This window comes from Chromobacterium subtsugae, assembly GCF_035919665.1.
Classification (GTDB): Bacteria; Pseudomonadota; Gammaproteobacteria; order Burkholderiales; family Chromobacteriaceae; genus Chromobacterium; species Chromobacterium subtsugae.
In genome coordinates this window covers 3,548,725-3,567,120 of sequence record NZ_CP142381.1, presented here as the reverse complement: position 1 = coordinate 3,567,120, position 18,396 = coordinate 3,548,725, and the positions used below count along the sequence as shown (strand labels likewise).

Annotated in this window: 17 protein-coding genes; 4 read left to right on the top strand and 13 right to left on the bottom strand. The window is 66.5% G+C overall.

Annotated elements, in window-relative coordinates:
* Positions 1-8 precede the first annotated feature (8 nt).
* Entirely contained in the window at positions 9-620 is a 612-nt protein-coding gene (locus tag U6115_RS17030) for a CoA pyrophosphatase (RefSeq protein WP_043574054.1), read from the top strand.
* A gap of 10 nt (positions 621-630) precedes the next feature.
* Here the strand turns inward: U6115_RS17030 and U6115_RS17025 are convergent, their stop codons facing one another.
* Positions 631-2,508, bottom strand: a complete 1,878-nt coding sequence (locus U6115_RS17025) for a sensor domain-containing diguanylate cyclase (RefSeq protein WP_052257998.1) — start codon at positions 2,506-2,508, stop codon at positions 631-633.
* Positions 2,509-2,586: 78 nt separating this feature from the next.
* Entirely contained in the window at positions 2,587-3,444 is an 858-nt protein-coding gene (gene nadC, locus U6115_RS17020) for a carboxylating nicotinate-nucleotide diphosphorylase (protein ID WP_043574051.1), read from the bottom strand.
* Positions 3,445-3,574: 130 nt separating this feature from the next.
* On the opposite strand from nadC, the gene U6115_RS17015 reads away from it, so the two are divergent.
* Positions 3,575-4,249 carry an energy-coupling factor ABC transporter permease gene (locus U6115_RS17015; RefSeq protein ID WP_043574048.1) on the top strand — a complete coding sequence of 225 codons (675 nt, stop codon included), beginning with the start codon at positions 3,575-3,577 and terminating at the stop codon, positions 4,247-4,249.
* A gap of 12 nt (positions 4,250-4,261) precedes the next feature.
* Entirely contained in the window at positions 4,262-4,645 is a 384-nt protein-coding gene (locus U6115_RS17010) for an MAPEG family protein (RefSeq protein WP_043574046.1), read from the top strand.
* A 37-nt stretch (positions 4,646-4,682) separates the two neighbouring features.
* On the opposite strand, the gene U6115_RS17005 is transcribed toward U6115_RS17010, so the two are convergent.
* The 11 genes from U6115_RS17005 to U6115_RS16955 form a co-directional block, all read right to left on the bottom strand.
* A complete protein-coding gene (locus U6115_RS17005) occupies positions 4,683-5,291 on the bottom strand; it encodes an HAD family hydrolase (RefSeq protein ID WP_052257997.1) in 609 nt (202 codons plus the stop codon).
* Positions 5,292-5,374: 83 nt separating this feature from the next.
* A complete protein-coding gene (gene murB, locus U6115_RS17000; protein WP_043574043.1) occupies positions 5,375-6,400 on the bottom strand; it encodes a UDP-N-acetylmuramate dehydrogenase in 1,026 nt (341 codons plus the stop codon).
* On the bottom strand, positions 6,397-7,794 hold the full coding sequence (locus U6115_RS16995; protein WP_043574040.1) for an MATE family efflux transporter: 1,398 nt from the start codon (positions 7,792-7,794) through the stop codon (positions 6,397-6,399). The genes murB and U6115_RS16995 overlap by 4 nt, the downstream gene beginning before the upstream one ends.
* Before the next feature lie 74 nt (positions 7,795-7,868).
* A complete protein-coding gene (locus tag U6115_RS16990; RefSeq protein WP_043574037.1) occupies positions 7,869-8,168 on the bottom strand; it encodes a hypothetical protein in 300 nt (99 codons plus the stop codon).
* Between the two features lie 351 nt (positions 8,169-8,519).
* Positions 8,520-9,239, bottom strand: coding sequence for a two-component system response regulator KdpE (kdpE, locus tag U6115_RS16985; RefSeq protein ID WP_043574034.1), 720 nt, complete (start codon positions 9,237-9,239; stop codon positions 8,520-8,522).
* A gap of 20 nt (positions 9,240-9,259) precedes the next feature.
* The gene (locus U6115_RS16980; protein WP_043574032.1) at positions 9,260-11,947 is read right to left on the bottom strand and encodes a sensor histidine kinase; all 2,688 of its coding nucleotides are present in this window, start codon (positions 11,945-11,947) and stop codon (positions 9,260-9,262) included.
* Between the two features lie 6 nt (positions 11,948-11,953).
* Positions 11,954-12,532 (bottom strand): potassium-transporting ATPase subunit KdpC, encoded by a 579-nt coding sequence (kdpC, locus tag U6115_RS16975; RefSeq protein ID WP_272900403.1) that lies wholly within the window; start codon positions 12,530-12,532, stop codon positions 11,954-11,956.
* A 102-nt stretch (positions 12,533-12,634) separates the two neighbouring features.
* Positions 12,635-14,755: a potassium-transporting ATPase subunit KdpB gene (kdpB, locus tag U6115_RS16970; protein WP_047236899.1), complete on the bottom strand. Its 2,121-nt coding sequence runs from the start codon at positions 14,753-14,755 to the stop codon at positions 12,635-12,637.
* A 23-nt stretch (positions 14,756-14,778) separates the two neighbouring features.
* A complete protein-coding gene (gene kdpA, locus U6115_RS16965; RefSeq protein ID WP_043574026.1) occupies positions 14,779-16,587 on the bottom strand; it encodes a potassium-transporting ATPase subunit KdpA in 1,809 nt (602 codons plus the stop codon).
* Between the two features lie 2 nt (positions 16,588-16,589).
* Entirely contained in the window at positions 16,590-16,679 is a 90-nt protein-coding gene (gene kdpF / locus U6115_RS16960) for a K(+)-transporting ATPase subunit F (protein ID WP_021476355.1), read from the bottom strand.
* A 408-nt stretch (positions 16,680-17,087) separates the two neighbouring features.
* Positions 17,088-17,276, bottom strand: coding sequence for a hypothetical protein (locus U6115_RS16955; protein WP_011135152.1), 189 nt, complete (start codon positions 17,274-17,276; stop codon positions 17,088-17,090).
* A 351-nt stretch (positions 17,277-17,627) separates the two neighbouring features.
* On the opposite strand from U6115_RS16955, the gene U6115_RS16950 reads away from it, so the two are divergent.
* Positions 17,628-18,395: a sulfite exporter TauE/SafE family protein gene (locus U6115_RS16950; RefSeq protein ID WP_043574022.1), complete on the top strand. Its 768-nt coding sequence runs from the start codon at positions 17,628-17,630 to the stop codon at positions 18,393-18,395.
* Position 18,396 lies beyond the last annotated feature (1 nt).

The following is an 18,396-nucleotide window of genomic DNA, read 5'->3' as shown; positions in this document are numbered from 1 at the left end:
ATAACGATATGTGGTCGATGGAGGCAGACGCTGCCGCCGCGCTGATTGCCCGGCGGCTTGAGTCCTATGATTTCACCGGCAAGGTGGCGGATCTGCCTTGCCGGCCGGCGGGGCCGGAATTGCGGCCGGCGGCGGTGCTGCTGCCGCTGGTGTGGCACGACGATGGCGCGACGGTGCTGTTCACCCGCCGCACCGAACATCTGTCCAGCCATCCGGGCCAGGTGAGCTTTCCCGGCGGCAAGGTGGAGAGCGGCGACCGCTCGACGCTGGACGCCGCCTTGCGCGAGGCGAGCGAGGAAACCGGGCTGGACCCGGCCGGCGTGCGGGTGTTGGGGCGGCTGCCCGACTACGTCACCATCACCGGCTACGTGGTGACGCCGGTGGTGGGGATGCTGACGCCGCCGCTGGCATTGGCACCGGCGCCGGACGAGGTGGCCGAGGTGTTCGAGGTGCCGCTGCGCCTGTTGCTGGATCGCGCCGCTTACAGCCGGCACGACTATGTCCGCGACGGCATCGCCGGGCGCTACCTGTCCTTCGAGTGGCAGCGCTACACCATTTGGGGCGCCACCGCGGCGATGATGTGGATGCTGGCCGACGCGCTGGCGGCCGGCGGCGCCTAGCGACGGCGTTTCAGGGCGTTTCCTGGTCGCACAGGATGATGTTGCGGCCCGCCAGCTTGGCCTCGTACAGCAGCTTGTCGGCGCGCGACGCCATCTGCGACGGCGTGTCGCCGGGTCGCCAGTCGGTGATGCCGCCGCTGAAGGTGATCGGCTGCTCGACCACCGACACGGTGGAGCGGGTCAGCGCCATCTGCATGCGGCTCATCACTTTCTGGGCGTCGCGCAGGCGGGTGTAGGGGAAGATCACCATGAATTCCTCTCCGCCGATGCGGGCGTTGATGTCGGTGTTGCGGGTGGTGTCGCGCAAGGCGTTGGCCACCGCCACCAACACGTTGTCGCCGGCCTGATGGCCATGCTGGTCGTTGAATTTCTTGAAGTGGTCGATATCGAACACCGCTATCGCCATGGTCTGGCCATAGCGTTCGCAGCGGCTGATTTCGTCGCGCAGCACCGTGTCGGCGTGGCGGCGATTGTAGAGGCGGGTCAGCGGGTCGGTCACCGCCATCTCGGCCAGCTGCAGATTGCTCTCGTGCAGTTGCTGCTCCAGCAGCTTGCGGCCCGAGATGTCATACAGCGCGATCAGCGACGACGGGTGGTTGCCGCGGCCCAGTTTCTGCAGCGAGACGATCGCCCACAGCCGGCTTTGGTCTTCCAGCTCCAGCTCCACCTCGCGCTGCATCACGTCTTCGTTTTCCGCCAGCCATTGCTCGACCGGCTGCAGCTTCAGCGGCAGGTTCAGTTCGTGGCTGGCGCTTTCGTCCGGCGCGCGCGGCGGCAGCCGCAGCAGCTCGCGCGCCGGCGCGTTGGCGTGCTGGATGCGGCAGGTGCGCGGGTTGACCAGCAAGAGCGCCAGCGGCGCGGTGTCCAGCACCAGCCGGGCCTGCTCCTCGCTGTCGCGGATTCTCTCGCTGCCGCGCAGCAGCTGCTGGTGCTGGCGCAGATTGGACAGGTGCTTGCGCAGCGCCAGCAAGGTCAGCGCGGCGACGAACAGCCAGCCGGGCAGGGCCAGCCAGGCCTTGTCCCAGACGTAGCGGGTGAAGTCCTGCCGCGAGATGCCCACCGCCACCTGGAACGGATAATTGCCGGTCTGGCGCATGCTGTACAGCCGCATCGAGCCATCGAAGCTGGACGGCGCGCTGAACAGGGTCTGGTTGGCGTCGTGCGACAGGATCATGTGCGCCTGCAGCGGGCGGTAGCTTTGCGGGTCGTGCCCGGCTACCTGCGGCCAGCGCGCCACGGTGAGCTGGCGCTGGTCCAGCACCAGGATTTCGCCATGCTCGCCCACCGTCAGCCGGCTGACCTCGTCCTGGAAGAAGTTGTGGTTGATCAGGCCGGTGGCCATGCCTATCAGGTTGCCGTCGCCGTCGTGCAGCTTGTTGGCCAGCACGATGCCGCCCTCGGTGGGGCTGTGCGTGACGGCGGTGTAATTGCTTTCCTGCGGGTCGATGCGGTGCAGCCAGCGGCAGAATTCGTTGTGGCGCGAGCGCGGCAGGCTGCTGCGGCTGCTGCTGAAGATGGTCTGGCAGGCGGTGTCGACGATCTCGATCTGGCTGAGGTAAGGCGCCAGCTGCAATTGCTGCTGCAGCTTCTGTTGCAGCTTCTGCTGCGCCTCGGGGCTTTGGCCGCCGCTGCGCAGCAGGTGTTGGACTTCCGGAATCTGGTTGCTGCTTTGCAGGATCAGCCCGGCTTCGTGGATGCCGGAGCTGAGTCGTTCCGCCAGCAGCTGGCTCAGGCCGCTGGCCTGGTGCCCGGCCTCGTTTTCCACCTGGCGGTAGCTGACGGCGAGATCGAGCAGCACCAGCCCGAGGGTGACCAGCAGAAACAGCGCCGCCCCCCACTTGGCATGGCGGGCGGAGCGTGAGCCGTGTTTGCGCGGGGTCAGGTCCATGGGCGGCGGCAGACGTATGCTTGGCTTGTGGAAGGCATCCCTTCAGTATGACAGCTAACGCCGCCGCTGCGTAGTCGCTTACAGGGTGAAGCGCATGGACAGGTCGACGGCGCGGATGTCCTTGGTCAGCTTGCCGACCGAGATGCGGTCGACGCCGGTGGCCGCGATGGCGCGCACGCTGTCCAGGTCGATGCCGCCCGAGGCTTCCAGCTGGGCGCGGCCGGCGCTCAGGGCGACGGCGGCGCGCATCTGCTCCAGCGACATATTGTCCAGCAGCACCAGCTTGGCGCCGTTCTCCAACGCGTCCTCCAGTTGCGCCAGCGTCTCGACTTCGATTTGCAGCGTCACGCCGGGCGGCAGGTCTTGCAGCGCCTGCCGCATCGCTTCGGCGACGCCGCCGGCCGCCATGATGTGGTTTTCCTTGATCAGGATGCCGTCGAACAGGCCGACGCGCTGATTGTGGCCGCCGCCGGCGGTCACCGCGTATTTCTGCGCCAGACGCAGGCCGGGAACGGTTTTGCGGGTGTCCAGGATGCGGGCGCGGTGGCCGGCCGCGGCCTCGACGTAGCGGCGGGTCTCGGTGGCGACGGCGGACAGCAGCTGCAGGAAGTTGAGCGCGCTGCGCTCGGCGGTGAGCAGCGCGCGCGCCGGGCCGGAGATACGGCACAGTTCGCTGCCGGCGGCGACCGACTCGCCTTCGGCCACCCGCCATTGCACAGCGCAGCGGCTGTCCACCTGGCGGAAGCATTCATCGAACCAGGCCTGGCCGCAGATCACCGCGTCCTCGCGCGCGATCACCCGCGCCGCGCCGGTCTTGTCCGCGTCTATCAGGCGGGCGGTCCAATCGCATTGGCCGATGTCTTCGGCCAGGGCTTGGCCAACTTGCTGGGCAATCAGGTGCTGAGCGGGTAGGTGCTGAGCGGGTAGGGCGGGCATGCGGGTCTCCATCCAAAAGCGTATTGTACCGGCCCGCGCGGCAAAAGGGAGGGCTTTGCGGCGACGAAGCGCGCCAGTTTGTCCGGCGGCTCTGTTATGCTGAAGGTAGTCTGATCGCAAGTGTATCGTCATGGATCTATCGGCTTTGCAGTTTGGCGCGTGGCCGCTCGGGCTGGCCAATGCGCTGGCGCTGGCGGCCCTGGCCTGGGCCGGCGCCGGGGTGCGCTGGCGCGAGCTGGAGCACGGCGCGCTCAACGCCTGGATGGGCGCCTGCGTGCTGGACCTGGCGCTGTGGCTGTTGCGCGCCGGCCTGCTGCCCGGCCTGTCCTTCCATCTGCTGGGCGGCGCCCTGTTCGCCTTGCTGATGGGGCCGCGGCTGGCGCTGCTGGCCCTGGCCGCGGTGCAGGCGGCGCTAGCGGCCGGCGGCCACGCCGACTGGCGGGCGCTGGGCTTGAACTGGCTGCTGACCGCGTTGCCGGCGGTGGGCGTGGCGGCGTCGGCTCTGGCCCTGGCGCGCCGTTTCCTGCCGCCGCATTTCTTTGTCTATGTGTTCGTCAACGGCTTCCTGGCCGCCGGCGCCAGCCTGTTCGCTGCCGCCCTGTGCGGCATGGCGGCCTTGGCGGCGGCGGGGGCGTATCCGTGGGAGACGCTGCTGGACGACGCCGTGCCTTACTATTTTCTGCTGTCGTGGTCGGAGGCCTTCACGACCGGGCTGCTGCTGGCGGTGCTGATTGTTTACAAACCGCAGTGGGTGGCGACGTTCGATGACGGCCGTTATCTCGGCGACAAGCCGGGCAATCGTTGAGGGAGGATCGCCATGCCGTTCGTATTGTGGAGTCTGTTGTTGGCGGCGCTGCTGCCGCTGATCTGGGCCGGCGTCGCCAAGGCCGGGGTGAAGTACGACAATCACCGGCCGCGCGAGGAGGCGGCGCGGGCCAGCGGCTACCGGCAGCGCGCCGGCTGGGCGCAGCAAAATGCCTGGGAGGCGCTGCCGACCTGGACCGCCGCGGTGGTCGCGGCCTGGCTGATGAAGGTGCCGGAGGCGGCGATGAACGCCGCCGCCGCCGTGTTCATCCTGGCGCGGGCGACGCATGGCTTGCTGTATCTGGCGGACAAGGCCTCGCTGCGTTCGTTGTCCTGGCTGATAGGCTTGCTGGCGGCGCTGTACCTGTTCCTGCGCGCGGGCGGCGTGCTGGGCTGAGGCCGGCGGCGGAGCGCGGGCCGCTCCGCCCGAAGCCTTACAGCCAGCCTTGCTCGCGCAGCGTGCGCTGCAGGCTGTCGAAGCCTATGGTGTGGAATGCCTGCCAGCCTTCGGCGCGGGCGGCCGCCACGCATTCGATGTTGTCGTCGAAGAAGGCGATGTCCGCCGGCGCCAGCCCCAGCGTCTGCTGCACGTGGCGGTAGATTTCCGGCTGCGGCTTGCGCAGGCGCAGCTGGAACGAGGCGAAGGTGTGGCCGAACAGGTCCAGCAGCTGGAATTCCTCGCTCACCTGCTGCCAGTGCAGGCTGTTGATATTGCTGAGCGCCGCCAGCTGCCAGTCGGCGGACAGCTTTTCCAGCAGCGCCCGCGCGCCGGGGAAGGCGCCGCGGTTCCAGCTGCGCAACTGGGCCTGCATCGCCTCGGCCGACAGGTCGAGCCGCAGCTCGTCCGCCATGGCGGCGCTGAATTCCAGCGGCGTGCATGCGCCCAGATCCAGCTTTTCCGTCCAGTGGAAATGCATCCAGAACAGCCTGGCCTCTTCGCGGCTGAGGCGGCCGCCGGACAGGCGGATCAGCGGATCGATGCCGTTCCAGTCGACCAGCACGCCGCCCAGATCGAACACCAGCACAGTCGGTTTTTTGCTCATTGCGTCCTGCTCTCCATTGCGTGGTTCACGGATACGTGTTGCTAGCTTGAGTGGCGCCGGCGCGGCATGGTTCCCGGCCGGCCTCAGAGTATCAAGGGCTCCGGCTCCAGCCTGACGCCGAAGCGCTGCGCCACGGTGTCCTGCACCTTGCGGGCCAAGGCCTCGATTTCGCTGCCTCGCGCCTGGCCGTAGTTGACCAGCACCAGCGCCTGTTTCTCATGCACGCCGGCGTCGCCATCGCGATAGCCCTTCAGCCCGCATTGGTCTATCAGCCAGCCGGCGGCCAGCTTCACCTGGCCGTCCGGCGCGGGGTAGTGCGGCAGCTGCGGGTGTTCGGCCAACAACGCCTCGGCGCGGGTCAGCGATACCACCGGGTTCTTGAAGAAGCTGCCGGCGTTGCCCAGCGCCGCCGGGTCGGGCAGCTTGCTCTGGCGGATGGCGATGACGGCGCGGCTGACGTCCAGCGGCGTCGGCGCGCTGATGCCTTGCCGCTCCAGCTGCTGCAGGATGTCGCCGTAGCCGGTGCGCGGCCGCGCCGCGCGGGAGAGGCGGAAGCGCGCCGCGGTCACCAGCAGCTTGCCGGCGGCTTCATGCTTGAACACGCTGTCGCGGTAGCCGAAGCGGCAGTCGGCGTTGGACAGCGTCAGCGCTTCGCCGCCGCGCTCCAGCTGCGCGCACGCCACTTCTTGCAGATGGTCCTTCACCTCGACGCCGTAGGCACCGATGTTCTGCACCGGACAGGCGCCTACGGTGCCGGGAATCAGGCTGAGGTTTTCCAGGCCGTACCAGCCTTGCGCCAGCGTGTGCAGCACGAAGTCGTGCCAGTTTTCGCCGGCGGCGGCCTCGACCAGCACATCGTCGCCGTTCTGTTCCAGCAGGCGAATGCCGGTCAGCGCCACTTTCACCACCAGGCCGGGGTAGTCGCGGGTCAGCAGCAGGTTGCTGCCGCCGCCCAGCCACAGCACCGGGCCCTGGCGGTAAAGCGGATGCGCCAGCAGCGCGGACAGGTCGGCCAGGTCGTCCAGCCGGCAGAAGTGCGCGGCGCGGGCGGCCAGGCCGAAGGTGTTGTGCGGGCGCAGATCGTAGTCGGCGCTAAACTGCAGGCTCATAGCAGGATTCCTTGGTCGCGGCGCAGCCGGCGGCGGCTGGCGCGGGCCAGATAATAGGTTAGCAGCAGGCCGGCCACGGTGAGGCTGATCACCAGCGCGGTCCAGAAGCCGTAAATGCCCATCCGCGGCACGATATGGTCGGTCAATCCCAGCAGGATGCCCAGTCCCAGGCCCACCACCCAGAACGAGGTGATGTGGATCAGCATCGGCACGGCGGTCACTTTGTAGCCGCGCAGCGCGCCGGAGGCGATGGTCTGCGCGGCGTCGGTCAGCTGGTAGACGGCGGCGAACAAGAGCAGCGTGGTGCCCATCGATATCACGCGCGGGTCGGCGCTGTACATCCACATGATGGGCGCGCGCAGCAGCAGCACCAGCACCATGGCCATGCCCGCCATCGCCAGCCCCATCAGCAGGCCGACGCCGGAAATGAAGCGCGCGGCCTGGTAATCGCCGGCGCCGGCGTGGTGGCCGACCCGCACCGACAGCGCGGTGGCCACGCTCTGCGGCAGCATGTAGATCAGGCTGGAGAAATTCAGCACCGACTGGTGGGTGGCGACGACGACGGTGCCCAGCTCGGCGATCAGCAGCGCGATGAAGGAAAACAGGCTGACTTCGACGAAGAAGGACAGGCCGATGGGCAGGCCCAGTTTCAAAAAGGCGGCGAAGCGGCGCCAGTCGGGGCGGGCGATGCCGGCGAGGATGCGGTTGCCGGCGAATTTCTTATGCCAGCTCACGTAGCCTAGCAAGGCCAGGCAGTTGAACCAGAACACCGCGCCGGTGGCCCAGCCGCAGCCGGCGCCGCCCATGCGGGGGAAGCCGAACAAGCCGTGGATCAGGATGTAGTTGAGCGGAATGTTCAGGGCCAGCGCGATCAGGCTGACCACCATGATGGCCTTGGGGTGGCCCAGGCTGGACGCGTAGGCGTGCAGCGCGCGGTGGGCCATCGCCGCCGGCATGCCGACGGCGGCGCCGGTGATGAACAGCATCACCTTGGCTATCACTTCCTGCGGCAGGTGCAGCCACTGGCGCAGCGCGGGTTCCAGCGCGATCATCAGCGCGCCGCCCAGCGTGCCCAGCAGCAGGCCGAACCACAGGCCCTGGCCGGCGTCGCGGCCGAAGCCGCGCGCGTCGCCGGAGCCCAGATGGTGCGACAGGATGGGATTGAGCGCGGCCACCACGCCCATCAGCGTCACGTAGACGGTGATGAACACGCTGGCGCCGAGCGAAACCGCGGCCAGATCGTCGGTGCCGACGCGGCCGGCCATTACGGTGTCGACGAAGCCGGTGGCCACCTGGGCGATCTGGGCCACCATCATCGGCAGAGCCAGGCGGGCGATCTGGCGCCCTTCGCGCAGAATCTCCGAGCGCGAGGCGTGGTTGAGTTCAAACAGCATCAAATCCTGCCGGCATGGGTGCGAAACAGCACATTATAGCCGGCGCGCCCGCTTACTGTCTGCGTGCGTACCGACTAGAAGCGCACCGGCGGATCGCGGCGCAGATCGCAACTGATGATCAGCGTTTCGCCGAAGCGGGTGTTGATCGCCAGCGCGTCGGCCAGGCTGATGGCGTGCACGGTGAGATGCTGTTCATGGTGATCGAGGCTATAGCCCTGTTCGCGGGCGAAGGCGGCGAGATCGTAAAGGGCGCTGTCGTCGCTGGACGGCAGCGGTGTGGCGCTCAGGCTGCCACAGAGGGGGCGAGGTCTTCCCACGGCGTCGTAAATCGCAAAAGAAAAATCGGCATAGCTGTCTTGCTGGCAATCGTACATACGGCTCTCCCAAGGTCGGTCGCGCTGCGCGTGCCGGGCGGGTGGCCGTCGGCGACGCTTTAGCAGGATTTCTCGGCGCCCTGCAAGTTGTCATTAACTCGGCGCCTGGACGACCGCCGGATGGCGGCGCGTCCCGCGTCGATCAGACGGCTTGCGGGGGAGAGCGGTACGGCGCCAAGGCTGTGTCGCAGCCATGAAAAAACCCGCTGGCCACTTTACATCAGGAGCGCAAGCGGGTTCACCGTATACGCTTTAGCTGGCATTTGTATCGCGCCCGCAAGCTGTGTCAAATCGGCGCATGAACATCAGAATATGCCGCTGGCAGGGGGCTGTCAACCCTGGCCGCCGCGTTCAGGCGGTCTGGTTGCGGCTGGGGTCGCTTTCCACCAGCCGGTAGCCGACGCCGGTTTCGGTGACGATGTGGCGCGGCATTGCCGGGTTGTCTTCCAGCTTTTGCCGCAGGTGGCCCATGTAGACGCGCAGGTACTGGTTGTGCTCGGAGAACGACGGCCCCCATACCGCCAGCAGCAGCTCGCGGTGGGTGATGACTTTGCCGGCGTTGCGGATCAGCGTGGACAACAGCCGGTATTCGATCGGCGTCAGGTGCACCGGCGCATCGCCCTTGTGCACCAGGCGGTTGACCAGGTCGATCTTGATGTCGCCGAAGTGGAAGTTCTGCTGCGGCGCGGCGCTGCCCTGGATGCGGCGCCGCAGCAGCACGCGGATGCGCGCCAGGCATTCGGCCACGCCGAAGGGCTTGGTCAGGTAGTCGTCGGCGCCGGCGTCCAGCGCCGCCACCTTTTCCGTTTCCTGGGTGCGGGCCGACAGCACCAGGATGGGAATGTCGGTCCACTCGCGCAGGCTCTTGATCACGTCGATGCCGTTCATGTCCGGCAGGCCCAGGTCCAGTATCACCATGTCGGGTTTGCGGGTGGCCACTTCTATCTGGCCCTGCTTGCCGGTTTCGGCCTCGTAGACGGTGAGCCTTTCCTCATCCAGCGCCGACGACAGGAAGCGGCGGATCGGTTTTTCATCTTCGATGATCACTACGGAAATCGGTGCGTCGTTCATAGGGGTTCGCTCTTCTGGTTTCAGGCGTCTTCCGGCGGCAGCTCGGGCGGCGCGCCGGCGGGCAGGGTGAAGGAGAAGCGGGCGCCGTGCGGGCTGAGGTTGCCGGCTTCTATGCTGCCGCCGTGGTTTTCGATGATGGCGCGGCAGATGGCCAGCCCCAGCCCGACGCCGGGCGTGGTGGATTCCGGCGCGCCGCGCGAGAATTTCTCAAAGGCTTTCTGTTCCATATTGGCCGGCAGGCCGGGGCCGTCGTCGCTGACGCTGATGCGCACCCGGGCGCCGTCGTGCTGGGCCGCCAGCTCGATGCGCGAGCCGGCCGGCGTGTATTTGGCGGCGTTTTCCAGCAGGTTGACCAGCACCCGCTCGATCAGCACCGCGTCGTATTCCAGCACCGGCAGGTCGCGGTTCAGTTTTAGCGCCAAATGATGGCGGCGCAGGCTGTGCTCGCAGGCGCGTACCGCGCTGCCCACCACCTCGTCCAGCAGTTGCCATTCCTTGTTCAACTTGACGCCGGATTGCAGCCTGGCCATGTCCAGCAGATTGGTCACCAGCTTGTTCATCCGCATCGCCTCATCCTGGATCGACTGCGAGATGTCGGCCTGCTGCTCCGGCGGCAGGCTGGGCGAATTCAGCATATTGGCCAGGCCCAGCATGGTGGTCAGCGGCGTGCGCAGATCGTGCGACACCACCGACAGCACGCTGTTGCGCAGCCGTTCCGACTCCATCGCCACGATGGCGTCTTGCGCCACTTCCACATAATGCACCCGCTCCAGCGCCAGCGCGATCTGCGCGGCGCAGGTTTCCAAGAGCCGCTGCTGCTCCGGCAGGAAGGCCGGGATCGTTTCCTCCGGCAGCAGCGCGATCACGCCGCGGGTGCGCATCGGCGCCTTCAGCGGCACGTAGAGCGCGGCGTTGGACGGCAGCGTGTTGGTGCCCAGGCCGGCCGGCTGCAGGTTGTCGAACACCCATTGCGCGACGCCGGTGTCGGCGCCGTTGCCGGCCTCGGTGGCGGCGCGCAGCTGGTCTTCGCTATTGGGGATGAACAGCATCACCTTGGCGCGGAACAGCGGCTCCAGCCGGCCGACCGCGGTGTCGATGATCTGCGACGCGGTCAGCGCGCCGGCCAGCTCGCGGCCCAGGTCGTACAGCGCGCGGGTACGGCGCTCGCGGTAGGTGGCGATGGTGGCCTCGAAGCGGAAGCGGGCGGTCAGCTGGCTGATCACCAGCGCCACCACCAGCATCACGATGAAGGTGAGCAGGTACTGGGTGTCGGACACCGCGAACGACAGCTGCGGCGGCACGAAGAAGAAATCGAAGGCCGCCACCGACAGGAAGGACGCCAGCACGCCGGGGCCGCGGCCGTAGCGGGTGGCGATCAGCACCACCGCCAGCAGGTGCACCATGATGACGTTGGACAGCGCGAAGTAGGGCACCAGCAAGTGGTTGAGCGCGGTGGTGGCGGCGCAGACCGCGGCGGCGGCCAGGTAGCCGCGCTGCGGCTTGCCGGATTCGCCGTCGCTGAACAGCAGGCTGGGCACGCGCTTGCCGCTCTTTTCGTCGGACGGTTCCAGGTCGTGGGCCACCACGTAGACGTCGACGTCGCCGGACTGACGGGTAAGCTCCTCCACCAGCGAGCCGCGCCACAGCCGCGCCAGCGGGCTGCTGGCCGACTTGCCGACCACCAGCTTGGAGACGTTGCGGGTGCGGGCGTAGGCCAGCAGGGTGGCGGCCAGCGAGCTGCCGCCCAGCACTGTGGTTTCCGCGCCCAGCTCTTGCGCCAGCTTCAGGCCCTTGAGGATGCGCGCGCGCTTTTCCTCCGGCAGCCGCTGCAGGCTGGGGGTTTCGACATAAACGGCGATCCAGTCGGCGTCCAGATTGGCTGCCAGCCGCTTGGTGCTGCGGATCAGCTTGTCGGTGCCCGGGCCGGGGCCGACGCAGACCAGCAGCCGTTCGCGCGCGTGCCAGACCGGGTTGATCGACTGGTCGGCGCGGTAGGCGCGCATCTGCGCGTCGACGCGGTCGGCGGTGCGCCTGAGCGCCAGTTCGCGCAGCGCCAGCAGATTGCCCTTGCGGAAGAAATTCTTGACCGCGCGCTCGGCCTGGTGCGGCAGGTAGACCTTGCCGGCGGCGAGGCGGGACAGCAGCTCGTCCGGCGGCAGGTCCACCAGCGAGACTTCGTCGGCCCTGTCGAACACATGGTCGGGCAGCGTTTCCCTGACGATGATGCCGGTGATCTGGCCGACAACATCGTTAAGGCTCTCCAGATGCTGCACATTGAGAGTGGTGTAGACGTCGATGCCGGCGGCGAGCAGCTCCTCCACGTCCTGCCAGCGCTTGGGATGGCGCGAGCCGGGGACGTTGGAGTGGGCGAACTCGTCGATCAGGATCAACTGCGGGCGGCGCGAGAGGGCCGTGTCGATGTCGAATTCCGACAGCGCGCGGCCCTTGTACTCGATCTGGCTGGGCGGAAGCACCTCCAGCCCGGCCAGCTGCGCCTCGGTTTCCTTGCGGCCGTGGGTTTCCACCACGCCGACCAGCACGCCGACCCCTTCCTGCTGCTTGGTTTTCGCCGCCGCCAGCATCGCGTAGGTCTTGCCTACGCCGGCGCAGGCGCCGAAGAAGATTTTCAGCCGGCCGCGCTGGGCGTCCAGCTCTTCGCGTTTCAATTCGTCCAGCAGGGCATCCGGGTCGGGGCGCAGATCGGTCATGCGGGTTTAGGCTTTCTTGGAAAGTTCGTCCAGCGCCAGGTTCAGCTCCAGCACGTTGATGCGCGGTTCGCCCAGCAGGCCGAAGGTTTCGCCGATGATGCGGCCTTCCACCAGCTTGCGCACTTCGGTTGCCGGCAGTTTACGCGCCGCGGCGACGCGGTCAACCTGGTAATAGGCGGAGGCGACCGAGATTTCCGGGTCGAGGCCGCTGGCGGAGGCGGTCACCAGGTCCACCGGCACCGGGCCGGTCTGGGTCGGGTGCGCCTTGCGGATGGCGTCGACATTGCCTTTCACCGCGTCCAGCTGGGCCTTGTTGGTGGGGCCCAGGTTGGAGCCGCCGGAGTTGCCGGCGTTGTACGGCATCGGGCTGGTGGCCGACGGGCGGCCCCAGAAATACTTGTCGCCGGTGAAGTTCTGGCCGATCAGGCGCGAACCCACCACTTTGCCGTCTTTCTCGATCAGGCTGCCGTTGGCTTGCGCCGGGAACAGCGCCTGGGCGATGCCGGTGGTGGCCAGCGGGTAGGCGAGGCCGGTGAGCAGCGACAGGCCGCCGAAGATCACCAGCAGGGGACGAATGACTTTCACGATAATCCTTTCCATTCTCTTGGCGAGAGGCCCGTTGCGCGTTCCGTGCGCCGGGCCTGCCGTGCGCCCGCTCCCCGGCGCGCCGGGAGGCGGGCTTGCCTGTTACACCAGACCCAGCGCGCCCAGCGCCATGTCGATCAGCTTGATGCCGGCGAAGGGCACCAGCAGGCCGCCCAGGCCGTAGACCAGCAGGTTGCCGCGCAGCAGCTCGGCGGCGCTCTTGGCGTGGTACTTCACGCCCTTCAGCGCCAGCGGGATCAGGAACACGATGATGACCGCGTTGAAGATCACCGCCGACATGATGGCGGAGGCCGGGCTGTTCAGGCCCATCACGTTCAGCGCGTTCAGCTGCGGGTAGGTGCTGGCGAACGCCGCCGGGATGATGGCGAAATACTTGGCCACGTCGTTGGCGATGGAGAAGGTGGTCAGCGAACCCCGCGTCATCAGCATCTGCTTGCCGATTTCGACGATCTCGATCAGCTTGGTCGGATTGGAGTCCAGGTCCACCATATTGCCGGCTTCCTTGGCCGCCTGGGTGCCGGTGTTCATCGCCACCGCCACGTCGGCCTGGGCCAGCGCGGGGGCGTCGTTGGTGCCGTCGCCGGTCATCGCCACCAGCTTGCCTTCGGCCTGATGGCTGCGGATCAGCTTCAGCTTGGCTTCCGGCGTGGCTTCCGCCAGGAAGTCGTCGACGCCGGCTTCGGCGGCGATGGCGGCCGCGGTCAGCGGGTTGTCGCCGGTGATCATCACCGTCTTGATGCCCATCTGGCGCAGTTCGGCGAAACGCTCCTTGATGCCGCCCTTGACGATGTCCTTCAGCTCGATCACGCCCAGCGCGCGGTTGCCTTCGGCCACCAACAGCGGGGTGGAGCCGCGGCGGGCCACTTCGTCGGCGCTTTTCGCCAGCGCGTCCGGGAACTGGCCGCCCAGTTCGGCGATGTGGCGGCGGATCGCGTCGATGGCGCCCTTGCGGATCTGGCGGCCGTCGTAGTCGATGCCGGACATCCGCGTTTGCGCGCTGAAGGCGATGAAGCTGGCTTCATGGCTGGCCAGCTGGCGCTCGCGCAGATTGAACTTCTGCTTGGCCAGCACCACGATGGAGCGGCCTTCCGGCGTTTCGTCGGCCAGGGAGGCCAGCTGGGCGGCGTCGGCCAGGTCTTTTTCCGACACGCCCGGCGCCGGGATGAAGGCGGAGGCTTGGCGGTTGCCCAGCGTGATGGTGCCGGTCTTGTCCAACAGCAGCACGTCGACGTCGCCGGCGGCTTCCACCGCGCGGCCGGAGGTGGCGATCACATTGGCGCCCATCATCCGGCTCATGCCGGCCACGCCGATGGCCGACAGCAGGCCGCCGATGGTGGTGGGGATCAGGCACACCAGCAGCGCCACCAGGGTGGTGATGCTGATAGGGGTGCCGGCCTTCACCGCGTCCACGCTGAACAAGGAGAACGGCAGCAGGGTGACGGTGACGATCAGGAACACGATGGTCAGCGCCACCAGCAGGATGGTCAGCGCGATCTCGTTCGGCGTCTTCTGGCGCTTGGCGCCTTCCACCATCGCGATCATGCGGTCGAGGAAGGTTTCGCCCGGATTGACGGTGATCTTCACCACGATCCAGTCGGACAGCACGCGGGTGCCGCCGGTGACCGAGGAGAAATCGCCGCCCGATTCGCGGATCACCGGCGCTGATTCGCCGGTGATGGCGGATTCGTCGACCGAGGCCACGCCTTCGATCACCTCGCCGTCCACCGGGATCACGTCGCCGGCTTCCACCAATACGAAATCGCCCTTGCGCAGGCTGGTGCCGTCGACGATGGTCTTGGCCGCGCCATGGTTGCCGCCTGCCAGCTTCTTGGCCACCACGTTTTTCTTGGCCGACCTGAGGCTCGCCGCCTGGGCTTTGCTGCGGCCCTCGGCCAGCGCTTCGGCGAAGTTGGCGAACAGCACGGTGAACCACAGCCACAGCGCCACGCCCAGGATGAAGCCGGACGAGGCTTCGCCGTGGCCGCCCAGCGACTGTATCCACAGCGCGGTGGTCAGAATGCTGCCCACGTACACCACGAACATCACCGGGTTGCGCCACTGGGTGCGCGGCGACAGCTTCTTGAACGAATCGACGATGGCGGGTTTCACCAGCGCCGGGTCGAACATCGACTTGCCGGCGTTCTTGTTGCCGGTGGCGATAGGTTCCGCCACCACGGATTTCAAATGATTCTTGTCGTTCATTGTCGTTTCCTTGACTGACGGGCTTAGTGGACGGCGAGCATTTGCAGCTGCTCGACCACCGGGCCCAGCGCCAGAGCCGGAACATAGTTGAGGGCGCCCACCAGCAGCACGGTGCCGATCAGCAGCACCACGAACAGCGGGCCGTGGGTGGGCAGGGTGCCGGCGGTGACGGCCAGACGCTTCTTGGCGGCCAGCGAGCCGGCGATGGCCAGGATGGGCACGATCATGAAGAAGCGGCCGAAGAACATGGCGACGCCGGTGGCGATGTTGTAGAACGGCGTGTTGGCGGACAGGCCGGCGAAGGCGCTGCCGTTGTTGTTGGCGGCGGAAGTGAACGCATACAGGATTTCGCTGAAGCCGTGCGCGCCCGGATTGGCGATGCCGGCCTTGCCCGCGGCGACGCTCACGGCGATGGCGGTCAGCGCCAGCACCAGGGTCGGTGTCACCAGAATGGTGATCGCGGTCATCTTCATCTCGTAGGTTTCAATCTTCTTGCCCAGGTATTCCGGGGTGCGGCCCACCATCAGGCCGGCGATGAACACCGCCAGGATGGCGAAGATCAGCATGCCGTACAGGCCGGAACCCACGCCGCCGAACACCACTTCTCCCAACTGCATCAGGAACATCGGCACCAGACCGCCGATCGGGGTCAGCGAGTCGTGCATCGAGTTGACCGCGCCGCAGGAGGCGGAGGTGGTCACGGCGATGAACAGTGAGGTGTCGATGATGCCGAAGCGCGCTTCCTTGCCTTCCATATTGCCGCCGGACTGCAGGTGGCTGGCTTGCTGGTCGATGTGCAGCGCCTTGTATTGCGGCACGCCGGCCTGCTCGGCGCTGGTTTCCACGACCACCGCGGTGGCGAACAGGATGGTCATCGCGGCGATGATGGCCCAGCCCTGGCGACGGTCGCCCACCATGCGGCCGAACAGGAAGCACAGCGCGGCCGGGATCAGGAAGATGGCGATGTCCTGCAGGAAGTTGGCCAGCGGCGTCGGGTTTTCAAACGGGTGGGCGGAGTTGGCGTTGAAGAAGCCGCCGCCGTTGGTGCCCAGCATCTTGATGGCTTCCTGAGAGGCCACCGGACCCATCGGCAGAGTTTGCGTCTGCGCAGTCTTGTCCTCCATCACCGGCTTGCCGTCCTTGCCGGTCACCGGGTTGCCCTTGGCGTCGACCTTGGGTTGCTGGTACTTGGTGACTTCCAGCGTGTGCACGTCCTTGTAGGCGGCCAGGTTCTGGATGGCGCCTTGCTGGGTGAACACCAGCGCGAACACCAGCGACAGCGGCAGCAGGATGTACAGCGTCAGGCGGGTGATATCCACCCAGAAGTTGCCGATCTTGGCGCTGCTGTGGCGGACGAAGCCGCGGATCAGCGCGATCACCACCGCGGCGCCGGTGGCGGCGGACAGGAAGTTCTGCACGGTCAGACCCAGCATCTGGGTCAGATAGCTCATCGTGGTTTCGCCGCCGTAGCCTTGCCAGTTGGTGTTGGTGACGAAGGAAACGGCGGTGTTGAATGAGGAGTCCGAGCTCACCGCGGCCATCGCCTGCGGATTGAACGGCAGAGAGCCTTGCAGGCGTTGCAGCGCGTAGACGGCCAGCGCGCCCAGCACGTTGAACAGGATCAGGGCCACGGTATAGCCGCGCCAGCCCATCTCCTCATCCTTCTGTATGCCGGCCAGCCGGTAGAAGCCGCGTTCCAGCGGCGCGAACCAGCGTACCGGACCGACGTTCTCCCCCTGCATGATGCGCGTCATGTACGCGCCAAGAGGCCAAGCCAGCGCCAGAAGCACGGCCAGGAACAGCCCCAGTTGGAGCATGGCGGGTGTTGTCATGATTAGAAATTCTCCGGCTTGACCAATGCGTAGATCAGATAAACGAACAGACCCAGCGCCAACAGGGCGCTGATCAGGTACCAGGCAGTCATTGCTTGCCTCCCAATTGGTCGCAGGCTGCGATCAACAGCCAGGTCAACGCGCCGAACAGCGCGAACAGACCGATGTAAAGAAGATCCATAGTGAAAATCTCCATGCGTAATGTGCAACCTGGAAGGTACGCAAACGGACGTCAAAAACCTGATAAAAGCGGGAGTGGGGGTGTAAAGAAAGTATAAAAATACTGTCGGATGCCAGTTTTTTTGAAAAATGCCGCCGCGCAAGGCGGAATGTTTCAATTTTTTTTAGGTAGACCGGCGGAATGGGGATGAGTTCGGCGCTCTGGCCGAACGGGCATTCGGCGGTTTGGTCAGCCCAAAGCGGGCATAAAGAAAAAACAGCGGGCGCTTGCCTTGGGCGGAGCGGAGAAGGCAGAGGGCGGGGGCGCGGCCCCCATCGGGTCAGAACAGGTCGTCGCAGCGATCAGCCAGGAAGCGGGCGTCGTCGCGGTCATGCGCGCGTTGCCGCACTTTTTGCTGGCGGGATCTTTCCTCATCGCTCAGTTGCGGTTTCGCCACCGCGTAGAGGAAGCTTTCATGTTGGTCACGGGCTTGTTTTCTACGAACGCTCAGGGGGATACGAGAAATCATCCTGCACCTTTCGATCTCGAAACGTGGGCTTCTCAGGGGGCCTGGCGGCTGGCGCTCCATGCGGGCGTCGCAAGCGGTCAGGCTGTGCCCTGACAGTATCAAATTGACGCTATTCATCCGGTTTGTAAAGCGATTGCGTGAATATCCGCGAGGGATTGTGGCGTTCCTTGTCGTTTTGTTCTGATTGCAAACATAGGCCGCCCTTGTTACGGGGCCGTGATGGCGCGATGAATCTTGGCGCGCAGGGGTGGCTTGGAATTAATGTTTATAATGTTGTATCTAATTAATCTAAATTGTTATAAGCAAAGCGCGTAGCATCGGATGGATCTTGCAGGATGAATGGGGAATCCGATGGATTTGGGATATACGGTTGCGGGCCTGGCGGTGGGCTTCATCGTCGGGCTGACCGGAGTGGGCGGAGGCTCGCTGATGACGCCCATTCTGCTTTGGTTCGGCATCTCGCCTGCCACCGCCGTCGGCACAGATCTCTTGTACGCCGCGCTGACCAAGGCCGGCGGCGTGGCGGCGCATCACCGGCAGCGCCACATCGACTGGCGCATCACGCTGCACCTGGCGCTGGGCAGCGTGCCGGCGGCGATGCTGACGTTGGGCCTGTTGAGCTGGCTGCACGTGCCGTCGCAGGTGATGGACGCGCTGTTCCGTTTCGTGCTGGGCATCGCCTTGCTGCTGACTGCCGCCGCCATCCTGTGCAAGCCGTGGCTGGTCCGCCTGGGGCAGCGCCATTTCGGCAGCCTGGGCGTAGGCGAGCGGCTGTGGCCGACCGCGCTGGTCGGCGCGGTGCTGGGTGTGCTGGTCACGCTCAGCTCCATCGGCGCCGGGGCGCTGGGCACGCTGGCCTTGTTTCTGCTGTACCCGGCTTTGCCGACTTCGCGGCTGATCGGCACCGAAATCGCCCACGCGGTGCCGCTGACGCTGGTGGCGGGCCTGGGCCATGCCGGCATGGGCCACCTGGACTGGGTGCTGCTGCTCAAGCTGCTCAGCGGCTCGTTGCCCGGCATCTGGCTGGGCAGCCGCTTGACCGGCAGGCTGGCCGACCATTGGCTGCGGCCGACGCTGGCGGTGATGCTGGCGCTGGCCGGCGGCAAGCTGGTATTGTGAG